The organism is Janthinobacterium sp. TND4EL3 (assembly GCF_900156175.1).
Lineage (GTDB): Bacteria > Pseudomonadota > Gammaproteobacteria > Burkholderiales > Burkholderiaceae_D > Janthinobacterium.
This window is the reverse complement of the sequence record NZ_FTMV01000003.1, coordinates 433,319-449,488: the sequence shown is the minus strand read 5'-3', so window position 1 is coordinate 449,488 and position 16,170 is coordinate 433,319. Positions and strand designations below refer to the sequence as shown.

The window sequence follows — 16,170 nt, the reverse complement described above, 5'->3', positions numbered from 1 at the left end:
CCAAGCCGCCGCCCCTTGCAGGCCGTCACGCGCCCCTGCCCCGTCAGCCCGCGCCCGTCTTCGACTGGCGCGGCAAGGGCGTGCCGGGCTTCCATTTCGCGGACAGTGCCTGCCCTTCCTCGACCTGCTCATGCGTCATCTTGCGCACGACGGCGGCGCGCTGGTCGGCCGCGTTCGCATTGCCATTCGCCGCCGCCAGGTTCCACAGCATGTAGGCGATGACGTTATCCTGCTGCACGCCGCCCATGTGGTAGCGGTACATCAGGCCCAGCACCTGTTGTGCCTCGGCATGATTCTGCTCGGCCGCCTTGCGGAACCAGCTGACAGCCTGCTTGTGGTCTTGCAGCACGGCGTTGCCCGTGTAATACATGGCGCCCACCACGTACTGGGCGTCCGCCTTGCCCTGCTCGGCCGCCTTGCGGTGCCAGAACATGGCCTGCTTGTAATCCTGCGGCAAGCCGCGCCCCATGTAATACATCAAGCCCAGCAAATGCTGGGCATCGGCATTGCCAGTCTTAGCAAGGGGCAATATTTCCTTGTAGGCCAGCGCATAATTCTTGTTATTGTAGGCGCTGGCACCTTCGACGAAGCCGGCCCGCGCGGGCAGCTGTATCGCCAACAGCATGAGTAATGTAAGGATCAGTTTTTTCATCGGAATGGGAGGTAGTCTCACTGCTTTTTCTTCTCCAGCCTGAAGACAGCCAGGCCTGGCGGCGCTTGCTTACTTCCAGCTAACCTTGCCCAGGCCATCGACGCTGACGTCGCGGTTGGCCGGCTTGCCGTACACCACCACCGAACCGAGTCCACTCAGGTTCAGCTTGGCGTTCGTATGGACATTCACCGTGGCATTGCCCAGGCCGCTCAATTCCAGGTTGACGGTGTCCGCTTCGAATTGCTGCGCATTCAGGCTGCCCAGGCCGCCCAGGCTCGCTTTCAGCAAGCGCCCGCGCCCGCCCAGCACCACCGAGCCGGCGCCCTGCAAATCCAGTTCCGCCTTTTCATTGTTGCCGATCCAGAGCTGCATGCTGCCCACGCCGCCCAGGCTGGCATTGAGCTTGCGGTAGTCACCCACCAGCTTGATGCTGCCCGCCCCTTCCAGCGACAGGGTCAGCTCCTCGCCCTTGAAACCCGTGATGTCCGTGCTGCCGAAGCCTTCGGAACTGAGTTCGCGCAGGTTCGGCAAGACCAGTTCGGCACGAATCGAAGCGGGATTGATCTTGAAGCCACGTACTTCCGTTTCGATGTGCAGGGTATCACCGCTTTGCGCCGTGCTGACGTCGGCGATGTAGCGCTTGTCGGCCGTGATGCTCAGCGATGGCACGCTGCCCTGGCGGATGCGCACCTCCATTACGCCGTCGAGCTTGACCCTCACCACGCGGGCATCGACGTTGCGCATTTCCAGCAAGCGGGTCTCGGCGGCCGCGCCGCGCACCAGGCCCAGCGTCGCCAGCAACAGCAGGGCAAACTGCAGTATCTTCTTCATGTATTGCATCCTCGGTATCTTGTTTTTATGTGTCGCGGCGCCCTCAGGGGAGCACCGGCGCATCGCTGCTGGCTGCCACTGTAGCAGCGCCGAAAATTGCTGACAATCAATTAAGCAAAACGGGCTTTTTCTGCGGCGCTCAGGCGCTTGGCCTTGACGACCACCACTTGCATGGCGGCTTTGTTCGCGGACGCGGCCACGGTGGCCGTGGAACTGGCCACTTGCAGGGCCGGAGCGGCCGGGGCGATGGCGTAGCAGCCGGCGCCGAACACGATGGCGGCGGCAACGGCAATGATTTCCATGTTTTTAGCGACGTTCATGTGTTTCTCCTCGGGTGTCTGGCAGTAGGCTTGCGGTATGGTGTCACTATAGCCATACCGCCCCCGCCGGACACGCCGATTGCGACGAACTGCATTTTTGGCAGGCTGGCCTGACAAAAACGCGGATGAACGTCAATGGACTGCTGCGCGCTTAAAACTCTTCCCACTCGTCGGCGCCGGACTTGGCCGCCTTGACGGGCTTGGCCGGCGCCAGCACGCGGGCCGGCGCGCGCGGGGTCGATACGGGCGGCTTGGCCTTCAGGCGCGTCACGGGCGCGGGCGCGGCGGCAGGGCCGGCATCGCCGAGGCGGAACATGCCGACGGCTTGCGCCAGGTCCACGGCCTGCTCCTGCAGGCTTTCCGCGGCGGCCGCCGCCTGCTCGACGAGGGCGGCATTCTGCTGCGTCATGGTATCCATGTGCGTGACGGCCGTATTGATCTCGCCGATGCCGGCGCTCTGTTCGCGGCTGGCCACCGTGATCTCGCTCATGATGGTGGTCAATTGCTGCACCGAAGCGACCACCTGGTCCATGGTCTGGCCCGCTTCATCGACGAGACGGCCGCCCGCATCGACTTTCTCCACCGAATCGCCGATCAATTCCTTGATTTCCTTCGCCGCGCCGGCCGAGCGCTGCGCCAGGTTGCGCACTTCGGACGCCACCACGGCAAAGCCCCTGCCCTGCTCGCCCGCGCGCGCCGCCTCGACGGCCGCGTTCAGGGCCAGGATATTCGTCTGGAAGGCGATGCCGTCGATCACGCCGATGATGTCGACGATCTTGCGCGAGCTTTCCTGGATGCCGGCCATGGTGCCCACCACCTGCTGCACCACGCGCCCGCCCTTGGCCGCCACTTCCGAGGCGGACACGGCCAGTTCATTGGCCGCATGCGCGTTTTCCGCATTCTGTTTCACCGTCGAGGTCAGCTCATCCATCGAACTGGCCGTTTCTTCCAGCGCGCCCGCCTGCGCTTCCGTGCGCGAGGACAGGTCAGCATTGCCGGCGGCAATATCGGCCGATTCGCTGCGCACCAGGGTGCTGATGCTGCGGATCTGCACGAGCACGGTGGCGATCTTTTCGACGAACAAATTGAAGGCCTTGGCGATCTGCGCCAGCTCGTCCGTGCCATCCGCGTCGAGGCGGCTGGTCAGGTCGCCGTCCCCCGTGGCGATCGCTTCCATGGCGTCGCGCACCAGGCCCAGGCGGCGCAAGGCGCGCGCCACCAGCACGCTCAGTACCGTGGCGGCCAGGGCCAGCACCAGCAAGGCCGTCAGGGCCGAGGCGCGCAGCATGGAACTCAAGGCTTGCGTGGCTTCCGCGCGGTCCAGCACGGTGGCCAGCAGCCAGTCGCTGCCTGGAACCTTACTCACATGCAAGATGCCGTCGCGCCCGTCCAGGCGGATGGCCGCGCCATCACCGCTCTTTTCGATATCGGCCAGCGCCTGCGCGCTCAGCCCCGGATCGAGTTCGGCCAGGGGCTTGAGGGTCAGCTTGGCGTCCGGATGGGCGATGATCTTGCCGCCGCCATCGACGAGAAAGCCGTAGCTGGCCGCCGTCGGCTTGATCGAGGCGACGTTTTGCACGACCGCGTCCATCATCACGTCGGCCGCCATCACGCCCGTCACGCTGCCCTTGCCGCCCAGCGGCTCGGCGAACGTCACCACCAGCTTGCCCGTGCTGGCGCCGATATACGGCGCCGTGATGATGGGGCCGCCCACCTCGGACGCCAGCTTGTACCACGGGCGCGCCGTGGGATCGTAGTCGGCTGCGCGCTTGCGCTCCTGCGAAAAGACGGCGTGCTTGTCGGCAAAACCGATATACGCCATGTCGAAGGTGCCCGCCTGCTCGGCCGCCTTCAGGGCCGGCAGCGGATCGGCCGCCGCAGCGCCCTGCTTGAGCGAAGCGACGACGGCCTGCTTGGAACGCAGCCATTCGGCGATGGCCGTGGCATGGCTGTGCGACAGCTGCAGCATCTGCGTGTCGAGCGCGGCCAGGGTGCTGGAGCGCGTGGTAAAGAAATTGGCGATGGCGACGGCCAGCATGGCCAGCACGACGATGGAAACGGCGATGGCGATCAGCCGCGCCTTAAGGGAGGACAACATGGTGCATCCAATAAAAAAGAGAAAATCGGGAGGGATGCGCCATGGTCAGGGAATAAGATTTTGTCGTCAAGCAATACTGACTCTCAATTACCCATAAACAACAATTGATACCTTATATTAACTTCATGTTGACGATATATTCACTATATCTCGCCCCGCAGCTTGCGCAAGGCGGGCGATTCGCCGCCCGTCGCCTCGATGCGAAAGCGGGCAAACGCCTGCTCCAGTCCGGGATACCGGCGCAAGCCGCCTTCCATAAAATAGCGCCCGCCCGGGATATCGCCCCACGGCAGGGGCGCGGCCAGGGCGCCGCTGCCCGCCAGCGCCAGCAGCGGCTCGACCGCGCCGCGCAGGTCGGCCACCTCCGTATCGCCGGGCGCCAGGCGCGCCAGCAATTGCCCCAGTTCTGCGGCACTGGCTTGCAAGCGCTGCTGATCCATCCTGTCTCCTCAGTTCTTGATCGTGCCGATCAGCACGGGCGCCCACCACAAGTTACGATTTGGCAACAAATACTGTTGCGCCCCGCCCTTGCGGCGCACGAGCCCGCCCAGCTCCTGCGTGGGCGCCACCTGGCTGACGAACACGTTGACGGTGCCCTTGGGCATGATCTGATACACATCATACAGCGGCGCCTCGCTCTTCAGGGGCAGGCCGAAACAGTCGGCCAGGCTGGCGCACCGGCCCGAGGCCAGCTGCAACTGCGCGCTGGTGGTGAAGTACGGCGAATATGGCGACACGTTCTGGCCATGCGGCACGATTTTTACCAGCGCGGCAGCCATGGGCTGCAGGTACGGCACGGTGCTGCCGGACGCCAGCTGTTCGACGGCCCGCGCATAGATGGTGTCGGCCGGCGCGGCCGGATCGGCCCCGCGCAGTTCGCGCAGGAATTGCCGCCCTGCCGCACTATCGAGATAGGAGTCGATAGCATCACGCGGCAAGCCCGCCGTCCTGAACGTGCTGAGGTCATTGATTTCGCGCGCATGCACGGCGCGCAAGGCGTCGAGGTCTTGCGGCGGCATGGCCCCAGACGCGGCGGCGATGGGTATGGGCAATGGCACCGGCGTGGGTGCGTTGTCCAGCTGTGCCCGGACACCGGGCGCGACGGCAAACAGGAAGGCGGCGGCCAGCCCGCAGAATGTGCGCATGCTGCATCTCCTTGGAAGACCCGTTCGGGGGAAAATCTCACTCCGAATCTACAAGAGGTGGCAGCGGCCGATACGCGCTGGATCAAGGCCGGTACACGCGTCGGCACCCACCTTCGATACAGCGCAAACGACGCGCATAAAAAAACCGCCAGGGCTTGCGCGCCGGCGGTTGTTGAGAATGCGGCCGAGGCCGCATTCAGGCGAACCCGAAGGAAATTAAGCGGCTGGCGCTTCGTTGCCTTCGGCAGCTTTCATCGACAGCTTCAGGCGGCCGCGGTCGTCCGTTTCCAGAACCTTGACGCGGACCAGCTGGCCTTCTTTCAGGTAGTCGGCCACGGCGTTGACGCGCTCGTTGGCGATCTGGCTGATGTGCAGCAAGCCGTCCTTGCCTGGCATGACTTGCACGATGGCGCCGAAGTCCAGCAGTTTCAGCACGGTGCCTTCGTAGGTCTTGCCCACTTCGACGGAAGCCGTCAGTTCCTCGATGCGGCGCTTGGCTTCCTGGCCGGCAGCGGCGTCGACGGAAGCGATGGTGACCACGCCTTCGTCGCTGATGTCGATCTGGGTGCCCGTCTCTTCGGTCAGCGCGCGGATCACGGCGCCGCCCTTGCCGATCACGTCACGGATTTTTTCCGGGTTGATCTTGATGGTGATCAGACGCGGTGCGAAATCGGACAGTTCGGTTTTGACGTGCGGCATGGCTTTTTGCATTTCGCCCAGGATGTGCTCGCGGCCTTCCTTGGCTTGCGCCAGTGCCACTTGCATGATTTCCTTGGTGATGCCCATGATCTTGATGTCCATCTGCAGCGCCGTGATACCGTTGCGGGTACCGGCTACCTTGAAGTCCATGTCGCCCAGGTGATCTTCGTCGCCCAGGATGTCGGACAGCACGGCAAACTTGCCGCCTTCCTTGATCAGACCCATGGCGATACCGGCCACGTGCTCTTTCATCGGCACGCCGGCGTCCATCAGTGCCAGGCAGCCGCCGCACACGGAGGCCATCGACGAGGAACCGTTCGATTCCGTGATTTCCGATACCAGGCGCACCGAGTAGCTGAACTCTTCGGCTGCTGGCAGGGCGGCGATCAGCGCGCGCTTGGCCAGGCGGCCGTGGCCGATTTCGCGGCGCTTCGGCGTACCGACGCGGCCCGTTTCGCCCGTGGCGAACGGAGGCATGTTGTAATGCAGCATGAACGAATCGGTGAACTCGCCCATCAGCGCATCGATCTTCTGGCTGTCGCGGGCGGTGCCCAGGGTGGCGACGACCAGCGCCTGCGTTTCGCCGCGCGTGAACAGGGCCGAACCGTGGGTGCGTGGCAGCACGCTGGTGCGGATCGAGATCGGACGCACGGTGCGCGTGTCGCGGCCGTCGATGCGTGGCTCGCCGTCCAGGATCTGCGTGCGCACGATCTTCGCTTCGATGTCGAACAGGATGTTGTTCACTTCCGCGCTGTCGATGGACGCGCCGCCGGCAGCTGCCGCTTCCGCCGTCAGGTCGGCGATCACTTCCGACGTTGCCGCCTTCAGCTTGGCCGTACGCTCTTGCTTGTCCTTGGTTTGATATGCATCATTGATCTTGGCGTTGGCGAAATGCGCGACGCGGGCGATCAGTGCTTCGTTCTTCGGCGCAGGCGCCCATTCCACTTCCGGCTTGCCGCCGTCACGCACCAGGTCGTGAATCGCGTCGATGACGACTTTCATCTGGTCGTGGCCGAAGACCACGGCGCCCAGCATGATTTCTTCGGACAGCTGCTGCGCTTCCGATTCGACCATCAGCACGGCCGTTTCGGTACCGGCGACCACCAGGTCCATTTGCGACGTTTTCAGTTGCTGGACGGTCGGGTTCAGGATGTACTGGCCATTGGCGTAACCGACGCGCGCGGCGCCGATCGGGCCGTTGAAAGGCACGCCCGAGACGCACAGGGCGGCCGAAGCGCCGATCATGGCGGCGATGTCCGGATCGATTTCAGGGTTGACCGACAGCACGTGAATGATGACTTGCACTTCATTCAGGTAGCCTTCCGGGAACAGCGGACGGATAGGACGGTCGATCAGACGCGATGTCAGTGTTTCTTTTTCGGAAGGACGGCCTTCGCGCTTGAAAAAACCGCCCGGGATTTTACCGGCAGCATAGGTTTTCTCGACATAATCAACCGTCAAAGGGAAGAAATCCTGGCCTGGCTTGGCATCTTTGCGTGCCACCACCGTTGCCAGAACGACGGTATCCTCGATCGACACCAGCACTGCGCCGGATGCCTGACGTGCGATTTCGCCGGTTTCCAGGGTCACTTGATGTTGACCGTACTGGAAGGTTTTCGTAACTTTGTTAAACATGGGGTATCCCTTTTCTAATTGCCGACAGATTTTCAGGGGCTGTCGTTCACCTCACCACAGGCGGCGTAAAAATGCTGCCTTTACTTGTTTCCACCTTTGCTACATTGCTTCTAAAACATGATATCTGTAAGAGAATACTTCACTTGCGGACATAAATCCGGAATTCAAATGACAAAATGCCCGCGTCAGCGAACTGGCGCAGGCATTTCTGTATAAACCTTGTACGGCAAAAATTACTTGCGCAGACCAAGTTTAGCGATCAGGTCGCGATAACGGGTAGCGTCTTTAGCCTTCAGGTAGGACAACAGGCTCTTACGACGGTTGACCATCATGATCAGGCCGCGGCGGGAGTGGTGGTCTTTCGAGTGGGCTTTGAAGTGGCCGTTCAGTTCGTTGATGCGAGCTGTCAGCAGTGCAACTTGCACTTCAGGGGAGCCGGTGTCGTTTTGACCACGTGCGTTGTCCGCGATGATAGCGGCTTTGTTGATGTTTTCTACTGTCATGATAAACCTTTCACATGCGGTGCACAGAGTCTGAACCCTATCCACCGTGAACTACGATTATTAAAATACTGGCCCATAGCTACAAACCAGACGCGCAAGTATATCGGAAAAATGCCCGCCTGTATCCTGTCGCGCGGGCTTTTCTCGGCGCATGATAGGATTTTCCCGCTTTTCAGGAGGACAAACATGAAAAACATGCTCAAATTAGCAACACCGCTATGGCTGGCCCTGCTGGCCGGCTGCGCCAACTGGAACGCCCCGCCGCCGCAACCGGGCGAGCCGCGCGCCGCCGTGGAAGCGCGCCTGGGCCGCCCCACGGCCGTCTACCAGCTGCCCACGGGGCCGGAACTCGAATACGCCAAGGGGCCGTATGGCCAATATACCTACATGGCCCGCTTCGGCCCCGACGACAAGTTGATTTCGTTTGAGCAAGTGCTCGACACGCCGGGCTTTGCCCGCATCAAGGTGGGCGTCTCGACGCAGCAGGACGTGCTGCAGACGCTGGGCCGCCCGACGGAAACTTCCTACCTGGCCATCCCGAAACTGACCGTCTGGTCCTACCGCTACAAGGAATCGGGCGTGTGGGATTCCATGATGCACGTGCACTTCGACCACGACGGCATCGTGCGCATGATGATGAACGGCCCCGATCCGGCCAAGGAAGAGCGGCGCTTTTTCTGGTAAAACATTACCGGCGTAACGACGCCTGATAAAACCGTAGCGAGCGGAAGAGAGAGGTGGCTAAGAAGCGCAACCGTACTCTAGTACGGTGAGCATCGCAGGCCACCTATATCGACGCGCAGTAGGTTTAATCAGGCGTCCTTCACTAAGGCTGCGGGTCGATGCGCTCGTCTTTCGCGTGCAATTTATTGAGCGCCGACAGATACGCCTTGGCCGAGGCGACGATGATGTCGGGGTCGGCGCCCACGCCGTTGACGATGCGCCCGTCGCGCGACAGGCGCATCGTCACTTCGCCCTGCGACTGCGTGCCCGTGCTGATGGCATTGACGGAGAACAAGACCAGTTCGGCGCCACTGGCGGCCGCGCTTTCGATGGCGTTGACGGTCGCGTCGACAGGGCCGTCGCCCTTGCCCTCGCAGCTGCGCTTTTCGCCGCCAACGAGAAATTCCACGCGCGCATGGGGCACGGCGCCCGTCGTCGACTGCTGTGCCAGGGAAATGAAACGGTAGTGCTCACTCTCCTGCGCCTGCTGCTCCTCGCTGACAAGGGCCATGATGTCCTCGTCGAAAATCTCGGATTTCCTGTCCGCCAGCTCCTTGAAGCGGATGAAGGCCGCGTTGACTTCCGCCTCCGAGTCCAGGGCGATGCCCAGCTCCTGCAGGCGCTGCTTGAAGGCGTTGCGCCCCGACAGTTTGCCCAACACGATCTTGTTTGCCGTCCAGCCCACGTCTTCGGCGCGCATGATTTCATACGTCTCGCGCGCCTTCAAAATGCCGTCCTGGTGGATGCCGGACGCGTGCGCAAAGGCGTTGGCGCCCACGACGGCCTTGTTCGGCTGCACGGCAAAGCCCGTGATCTGCGACACCATTTTCGAGGCGGCAACGATTTGCGTCGTATCGATGCCCACCGTCAGATTGTAATAGGCGGCCCGCGTGCGCAGCGCCATCACCACCTCTTCCAGCGCCGTGTTGCCGGCCCGCTCGCCCAGGCCGTTGACCGTGCATTCGATCTGCCGCGCGCCGCCGATCATGACGCCGGCCAGCGAATTGGCCACGGCCAGGCCCAGGTCGTTATGACAATGGACAGACCAGATGGCTTTATCGGCGTTCGGTATGCGTTCGCGCAAGCGGCGGATGGTATTGCCAAAGATTTCAGGCACGGCGTAGCCTACCGTGTCGGGGAAGTTGATCGTGGTGGCGCCCTCGGCGATCACGGCTTCGAGCACGCGGCAAAGAAAGTCTTCGTCGGAACGGCTGCCGTCTTCGGGACTGAATTCGATATCGTCCGTAAACTGGCGCGCAAAGCGCACGGCGTTTTGCGCCTGCAATAGCACTTGCTCGGGCGTCATGCGCAGCTTCATCTGCATGTGCAGCGGCGATGTGGCGATGAAGGTGTGGATGCGCTTGCGCTCGGCGGGCGCCAGCGCTTCGGCGGCGCGGGCGATGTCGCGGTCGTTGGCGCGCGACAGCGAGCAGATCGTCGACTCGCGCACAGCGCCGGCAATCGCCCGTATCGACTCGAAATCGCCCTGCGAGGCGGCGGCGAAGCCCGCCTCGATGACATCGACCTTCATGCGCTCGAGCTGCCTGGCGATGCGCAGCTTTTCCTCGCGCGTCATGGAAGCGCCCGGCGATTGCTCGCCGTCGCGCAAGGTGGTGTCAAAGATGATGAGTCGGTTGCTGGTGCTCATGGCTGCTCCTCGCTGATGGAAAGAAGTGGCTACCGACCCAGGCCGCTGTCAGTGCTCCGGGTCCGTCTGGACTATGCTAACAGGCTTTCCCTTGGCCACGCGCCAGAAAAACACGGCGTAGCCGGACAAGCCATAGGCAACGAAGATGGGGAACAACACTTTCGGCGGATCGATGGAAATGAGCGCAAAGAACAGTGCCAGTAGGAACACGACGATGAAGGGCACGGATTTGCGGAAATTGACATCCTTGAAGCTGTAGAACGGCACGTTGGTGACCATCGTCAGGCCGGCGAACAGGGCGATCGTCCACGAGACCCAGGCCAGCTGGTTGCCGGCAAATTCCAGGTCATTCATCAGCAGGATGAAGCCGGCCACCATGGCGGCGGCCGCCGGGCTGGGCAAGCCCTGGAAGAAGCGCTTGTCGACCACGGCGATATTCGTGTTGAAACGGGCCAGGCGCAGGGCGGCGCCGGCGCAATACACGAAGGCGGCCAGCCAGCCGAGTTTGCCCATGCCGCGCAGCGACCATTCGTAGATGACCAGCGCCGGCGCGGCGCCGAACGACACCATGTCCGACAGGCTGTCGTACTGGGCGCCGAATTCGCTCTGCGTATTCGTCAGGCGCGCGATGCGGCCATCGAGGCCGTCGAGGATCATGGCGATGAAGATGGCCCAGGCCGCGTGCTCGAATTTCTGGTTCATGGCCATGACGATGGCATAGAAGCCGCAGAACAGGGCCGCCGTCGTGAAAGCATTCGGCAACAGATAAATACCGCGGCGGCGCAAGGTTTTCTTGCCCGTGCCATCGGCCACCGGCTGGCGCACGAATTTGCTGAAGCGGGAAGCTTTGGATGCTGCGGGAGTGCCGTTCTTGCCTCTACGACGGGGGAAGTTTGCCATGTTGTTCCATATCTTGTGTACTGCGGGGGATTCGGTGCCAGGTGGCGCGCGCACGGCCATTACACCACGCGCGCGCCGATCTTGCCATTATAGAGGAGCCGCCGCCAAAGAAAAGTGCGATGGAGCAAGCTTGGCAAGATTGATGGCCATTCACATGATCACTTGAACTTGATTTTGGCAACCAGACCCATGTTCAGGGTGGTCTCGCCCGGCTCGAAGCTCGGCTCGGCCACCTGGCTGCCGCCATATGCCATTGCATCGGCGCTCATGGCGCGCGCGCCCGTCACGTTGACGCGCTGCGCATAATTGCCCGAACCTTCGAAATCGATGGTGTCGATCACGGCATCATTGACGTTGCGGCCCATGGCGCCGGCGATGGCGGCCACGCGTTCGTTGAGGTTCTTGTAGGCGGCAGCGATGCGCTGGTCGTCGAGCTTGCGCACGGTGGCGGGCGCCAGGCCGAAGTTCAGGCGGTTCAGGGTCAGCACGCCTTGCGCCGCGGAAACGGTTTTCGGCAGGGCGGCCAGGTTGCTCGTCGTCACCTGCAGGTACTGGCCTACGCGCCAGCCCGTCGGCACGCGGGCCTTGGCCACGCTGCCTGGCGGCAAGGGCGCCGCTTCCGGGTACACGGCATACGTGTAGTAGCCCTGGGTCTTCAGCACGGCTTGCGGGTCGGCCTTCTTGACGATGGCCACGCCCTGGTTCATCTTCTGGTTCACGCGCGAGGCGGCGGCGGCCTTGTCCTTGTCCTGCTCTTCGATGGCCAGGGTGACGGTCACCTGGTCATTCGCATGCACCACTTCGCCATTCGCGGGCACGACCACGAGGGTGCCGGCGGTGGGCAAGGTCTGGGCGTGTGCGCCCAGGGCTATGGTAGCGGCGGCAGCGGCCAGCAGCGATTTCATGACGGTCATGGTGTTCTCCTGAAAAATAATGGGGCAAAAACGACCATGGGGCCAGCAGCCCCATGATCATCTTAAAACATGCTAACGCGGAAACATTTCCACGCGTATGCGCTTACTTGAACTTGACCTTGCCGACGACGCGCATGTCGAGCGTCGTTTCGCCCGGCTCGAAGCTCGGTTCGGCGACGACGCTGTCTTCGGCCATCTTGGCGCTGCGCATCATCATCGGCGCGGCGGCGGGACGGCTTTCCGTGGCGTAATTACCCGAACCTTCGAAGTCCACCGTATCGAGCACGGCGTCGGACACGTTGCGGCCCATGGCCTTGGCGATGGCGGCCACGCGCTCGTTGAGGTTTTTATAGGTGGCGGCGATGCGCTGGTCATCCAGCAGGCGGATGGTTTCCGGCTTCAGGCCGAAATTCAAGCCGTTCAGGGTCAGCACGCCTTGCGCCGCCGACACGGTTTTCGGCAGGGACGCCAGATTGGCCGTCGTCACTTCCAAGTACTGGCCCACGCGCCAGGCCGTTGGCAAACGCGGCTTGGCCACGGCGCCGGCCGGCAATGGGCGCTCTTCCGGATACACGGGATAGGTGTAGTAGCCATACGATTTCAGCGCGGCCGATGGATCGGCCTGCTTGACGATGGCGATGCCCTTGTTCATCTTCTGGTTCACGCGCGACGCGGCGGCGGCCTTGTCCTTGTCCTGCTCTTCGATGGCCAGGGTGGCGACCACCTGGTCGTTGACATGCTTGACTTCGCCAAATGCGGGGACGACCACCAGGGTGCCGGAAGTCGGCAGGGATTGCGCTTGGGCGCTCAGGGCAACGGTGGCTGCGGCGGCAACAAGGACGGATTTCATCACGGTCATGGGGGGTACTCCTAGGTGGTTAATGTGGCTGACAGCCCGCGCAAGGGACGCTTTTGCCATCCCTTTCGCTTGAGAAACTTGTCAAACTGTGTAGATTCTAACGCCTCGCTCATTCCTGTGGCGCAAATTAACAAATCGTCACAAAATGCGCTTGCCAGTCACATCTGCTCACATTTCAATACAGCGTCACTATAAATAACAGTGTTGTTAATGACCGATTACCGCGCCGCCGCTGCGCCGGCCCGGCTTGAAACTGTGGCGGTGCGCGCGCCAGGCGATGCTCAAGGCCACCAGCAGCAAGGCCAGCATGGCCCACGGGAACGACGCCACGCCATAGCCGTCGAGCAGCATGCCGCCGGCCAGGCCGCCGCCCGCGATGGCCACGTTCCAGATGGTCGCCACCATCGCCTGCGCCACGTCCATGCCCTCGCCGGCCGCGTCCGCCGACGCCGTCTGCAGCAGGGTGCCGGCGCCGCCAAAGGTGATGCCCCAGATGGCCATGCTGACATAGATGACGATAGCGGAATCCATCGCCAGCCCCAGCGCCACCATCACGAGGGCAAAGGCGACGATGCAGCCCAGCACGAGCGGGCGCAGCCAGCGGTCGATCAGCTGGCTGACCAGCCAGATGCCGGCCAGCGAGCCCACGCCATACACGAGCAGCACGAGGTCGACGCGGGGACGCAGGCCGGACGGCGCCAGGAAAGGCGCGATATACGTATATAAAATATTATGCGCCAGCATCCAGGCGACGATTACCGCCAGAATCGGCCGCACGCCCGGCGTCATGAACACCTGGCGGATCGACAGGCGCTCGCCCTGCTTTTGCCCCGGATAGTCGGGCACGGCCAGCAGCACCCACGCGACCAGCACCACGGCCAGGCCGGACAGGATGCCGAAGATGCTGCGCCAGCCCAGCACGCCGCCCATCAAAGTGCCCAGCGGCACGCCCAGCGACAGGGCCAGCGGCGTGCCGATCATGGCGATGGCCATCGCCCTGCCCTGCTGTTCCACGGACACCATGCGGCGCGCGTAGCCGGCCATCAGGCCCCAGGCCAGCCCGGCGGCCATGCCCGTCACGAAGCGCGCCACCAGGGCGACGAGGTAGTTGGGCGCCAGCGCCGTCGCCGTATTGAAGATCAGGAAGCCGATGATGGCCAGCAACAGGACATTGCGCCGGCGCCAGCTGCTGGTGAGCGCCGTCAGGGGAATCGCCGTCAGGATCGAGCCGATGGCGTAGACGGTCACCAGCTGGCCCGTCATGACTTCGGATATGCCCAGGTCGCGGGCAATCTGCGGCAGCAAGCCGGCCGGCAAGGTTTCCGACAGGAGGGCGAGGAACGCCGTCATGGCCAGGGCCAGCAAGGCCAGCACGGGAAGCCGTTCGGGAATGGAGGAGTCGGCAGTGCCCGGCATGGGCACTGTGGCGGTAATACGGTCGGTCATAGGGGTCCTTCAGATTGCGCAGGCGGAGAAATGGCTACATAAGCAGCGCCTGGCGTGCTACAAAAGCGGTGATGCGCGTTGCGGTCGGCAGATACCGAAACAGATGCAGTCCAGAGGAAACTGCAAAGGAAGGGCGGAATTGTAAAGCAAACGCAGCAAAAGCGTGCACGCGAAAATAGCCATGCTCAAACAGCCGCGCTCAAGCCGGCGTCATGCAGGCATCGTTGGCCGCCTTGCGTGGCGAAAACCAGGCATTCGATTTCGGACTGTACAGCAAGGCGCAGATGGCGGCGAACAGGAGCGCGCCAGGCAAGACGTGCATCTTCAGCGGCACGGTCGCCAGGCAGAATGCAATGTCGATCACGCCCCACACCAGATACACGGTGCGCGCGCCACGCTGCCTTTGCAGCATGGCCAGCGCTGCCACCACGGTAATGCCCTGACTGAAGATCAAGATCGCGTATTGCACCCCGGCGGGAATCACGCCGTCCGCCATCCACGCCTGCATCGCGGGATCGTTGCGGCCGAGGTAGGCGGACACCAGCGCCGACAGCGAGCCGATGACCAGAAACCAGCAGCTGATGGCAACCGAGACGGGACGCTTGAGCACATGAAGATTGCCGACAAAAACTTTAGAAAAAACAAGCATGAGGCTGACGGTATGGTTGAATGGGCCTGATTGTAACGGATGTTGGCGGCCAAACGCCCGCGCAAAAAAAAGCCGGCTTGCGCCGGCTTCCTGTGAAGAACGATAACAGCTTAGTTCTTCGACTGGTCCACCATCTTGTTCTTGGCGATCCAAGGCATCATGGCGCGCAGTTTCGCGCCCACTTCTTCGATCTGGTGCTCGGACGTCAGGCGGCGGCGCGAGATCAGGGTCGGTGCGCCTGCCTTGTTTTCCAGGATGAAGCTCTTCGCGTATTCGCCCGTCTGAATGTCTTTCAGACATTGACGCATCGCATCCTTGGTGGCCGAGGTCACGACTTTAGGACCGGTCACGTATTCGCCGTATTCGGCGTTGTTCGAGATCGAGTAGTTCATGTTGGCGATGCCGCCTTCATAGATCAGGTCGACGATCAGCTTCAGTTCGTGCAAGCACTCGAAATACGCCATTTCAGGCGCATAGCCCGCTTCCGTCAGGGTTTCGAAGCCGGCCTTGATCAGTTCTACAGCGCCGCCGCACAGCACGGCTTGTTCGCCGAACAAGTCCGTTTCGGTTTCTTCACGGAAATTCGTTTCGATGATGCCGGCACGGCCGCCGCCGTTGGCCGACGCGTACGACAGGGCGACGTCGCGGGCGATGCCCGATTTGTCCTGGTACACGGCGATCAGGTGGGGCACGCCGCCGCCCTGGGTGTAGGTGGCGCGCACGGTGTGGCCCGGCGCTTTCGGCGCAACCATGATCACGTCCAGGTCGGCGCGTGGCACGACTTGGCCGTAATGCACGTTGAAGCCGTGGGCGAAGGCCAGCACGGCGCCCTGCTTGGCGAACGGCGCGATGTTTTCGTTGTAGACCTGGGCGATGTTTTCATCCGGCAGCAAGATCATGATGACGTCGGCCGCTTTCACGGCGTCGTTGACTTCCGCTACTTTCAGGCCGGCTTGCTCGACCTTGGTCCACGAAGCGCCGCCCTTGCGCAGGCCGACGGTGACGTTGACGCCCGAATCGTTCAGGTTTTGCGCGTGCGCATGGCCTTGCGAGCCGTAGCCGATGATGGCAACGTTTTTGCCCTTGATCAAGGAGAGGTCAGCGTCTTTGTCGTAAAAAACTTTCATGGTATTTCCTATCATTTGATG

Annotated in this window: 16 protein-coding genes; 1 reads left to right on the top strand and 15 read right to left on the bottom strand. The window is 62.5% G+C overall.

Features of this window, described 5'->3' with window-relative positions:
• Positions 1 to 43: 43 nt before the first annotated feature.
• The 8 genes from BXA07_RS07990 to rpsO form a co-directional block, all read right to left on the bottom strand.
• On the bottom strand, positions 44 to 652 hold the full coding sequence (locus BXA07_RS07990; RefSeq protein ID WP_076567069.1) for a tetratricopeptide repeat protein: 609 nt from the start codon (positions 650 to 652) through the stop codon (positions 44 to 46).
• Between the two features lie 69 nt (positions 653 to 721).
• Positions 722 to 1,483, bottom strand: a complete 762-nt coding sequence (locus BXA07_RS07985; protein ID WP_076567067.1) for a GIN domain-containing protein — start codon at positions 1,481 to 1,483, stop codon at positions 722 to 724.
• A 110-nt stretch (positions 1,484 to 1,593) separates the two neighbouring features.
• Positions 1,594 to 1,803, bottom strand: coding sequence for a hypothetical protein (locus BXA07_RS07980; protein ID WP_076567066.1), 210 nt, complete (start codon positions 1,801 to 1,803; stop codon positions 1,594 to 1,596).
• A gap of 151 nt (positions 1,804 to 1,954) precedes the next feature.
• Positions 1,955 to 3,901, bottom strand: coding sequence for a methyl-accepting chemotaxis protein (locus BXA07_RS07975; RefSeq protein WP_076567064.1), 1,947 nt, complete (start codon positions 3,899 to 3,901; stop codon positions 1,955 to 1,957).
• Positions 3,902 to 4,044: 143 nt separating this feature from the next.
• Positions 4,045 to 4,341 carry a hypothetical protein gene (locus tag BXA07_RS07970; protein WP_076567063.1) on the bottom strand — a complete coding sequence of 99 codons (297 nt, stop codon included), beginning with the start codon at positions 4,339 to 4,341 and terminating at the stop codon, positions 4,045 to 4,047.
• A gap of 9 nt (positions 4,342 to 4,350) precedes the next feature.
• Positions 4,351 to 5,046, bottom strand: a complete 696-nt coding sequence (locus BXA07_RS07965) for a hypothetical protein (RefSeq protein WP_076567061.1) — start codon at positions 5,044 to 5,046, stop codon at positions 4,351 to 4,353.
• A gap of 216 nt (positions 5,047 to 5,262) precedes the next feature.
• Complete coding sequence (gene pnp / locus BXA07_RS07960; protein ID WP_076567059.1) at positions 5,263 to 7,380, bottom strand: polyribonucleotide nucleotidyltransferase; 2,118 nt, start codon at positions 7,378 to 7,380, stop codon at positions 5,263 to 5,265.
• Positions 7,381 to 7,613: 233 nt separating this feature from the next.
• A complete protein-coding gene (rpsO, locus tag BXA07_RS07955; RefSeq protein ID WP_010399743.1) occupies positions 7,614 to 7,883 on the bottom strand; it encodes a 30S ribosomal protein S15 in 270 nt (89 codons plus the stop codon).
• 186 nt (positions 7,884 to 8,069) lie between these two features.
• Between rpsO and bamE the strand changes: the two genes are divergently transcribed.
• On the top strand, positions 8,070 to 8,567 hold the full coding sequence (bamE, locus tag BXA07_RS07950; protein WP_076567057.1) for an outer membrane protein assembly factor BamE domain-containing protein: 498 nt from the start codon (positions 8,070 to 8,072) through the stop codon (positions 8,565 to 8,567).
• Between the two features lie 142 nt (positions 8,568 to 8,709).
• On the opposite strand, the gene BXA07_RS07945 is transcribed toward bamE, so the two are convergent.
• The 7 genes from BXA07_RS07945 to ilvC form a co-directional block, all read right to left on the bottom strand.
• On the bottom strand, positions 8,710 to 10,254 hold the full coding sequence (locus tag BXA07_RS07945) for a 2-isopropylmalate synthase (protein ID WP_076567056.1): 1,545 nt from the start codon (positions 10,252 to 10,254) through the stop codon (positions 8,710 to 8,712).
• A gap of 48 nt (positions 10,255 to 10,302) precedes the next feature.
• Complete coding sequence (gene pssA, locus BXA07_RS07940) at positions 10,303 to 11,154, bottom strand: CDP-diacylglycerol--serine O-phosphatidyltransferase (protein ID WP_076567178.1); 852 nt, start codon at positions 11,152 to 11,154, stop codon at positions 10,303 to 10,305.
• 158 nt (positions 11,155 to 11,312) lie between these two features.
• Positions 11,313 to 12,068 (bottom strand): SIMPL domain-containing protein, encoded by a 756-nt coding sequence (locus tag BXA07_RS07935; protein WP_076567054.1) that lies wholly within the window; start codon positions 12,066 to 12,068, stop codon positions 11,313 to 11,315.
• A gap of 103 nt (positions 12,069 to 12,171) precedes the next feature.
• Positions 12,172 to 12,927, bottom strand: coding sequence for an SIMPL domain-containing protein (locus BXA07_RS07930; protein ID WP_076567053.1), 756 nt, complete (start codon positions 12,925 to 12,927; stop codon positions 12,172 to 12,174).
• Positions 12,928 to 13,134: 207 nt separating this feature from the next.
• Complete coding sequence (locus BXA07_RS07925) at positions 13,135 to 14,373, bottom strand: MFS transporter (protein WP_083708087.1); 1,239 nt, start codon at positions 14,371 to 14,373, stop codon at positions 13,135 to 13,137.
• Positions 14,374 to 14,572: 199 nt separating this feature from the next.
• A complete protein-coding gene (locus BXA07_RS07920; RefSeq protein ID WP_076567051.1) occupies positions 14,573 to 14,983 on the bottom strand; it encodes a hypothetical protein in 411 nt (136 codons plus the stop codon).
• 149 nt (positions 14,984 to 15,132) lie between these two features.
• Complete coding sequence (gene ilvC / locus BXA07_RS07915) at positions 15,133 to 16,149, bottom strand: ketol-acid reductoisomerase (RefSeq protein WP_076567050.1); 1,017 nt, start codon at positions 16,147 to 16,149, stop codon at positions 15,133 to 15,135.
• Positions 16,150 to 16,170: the final 21 nt, after the last annotated feature.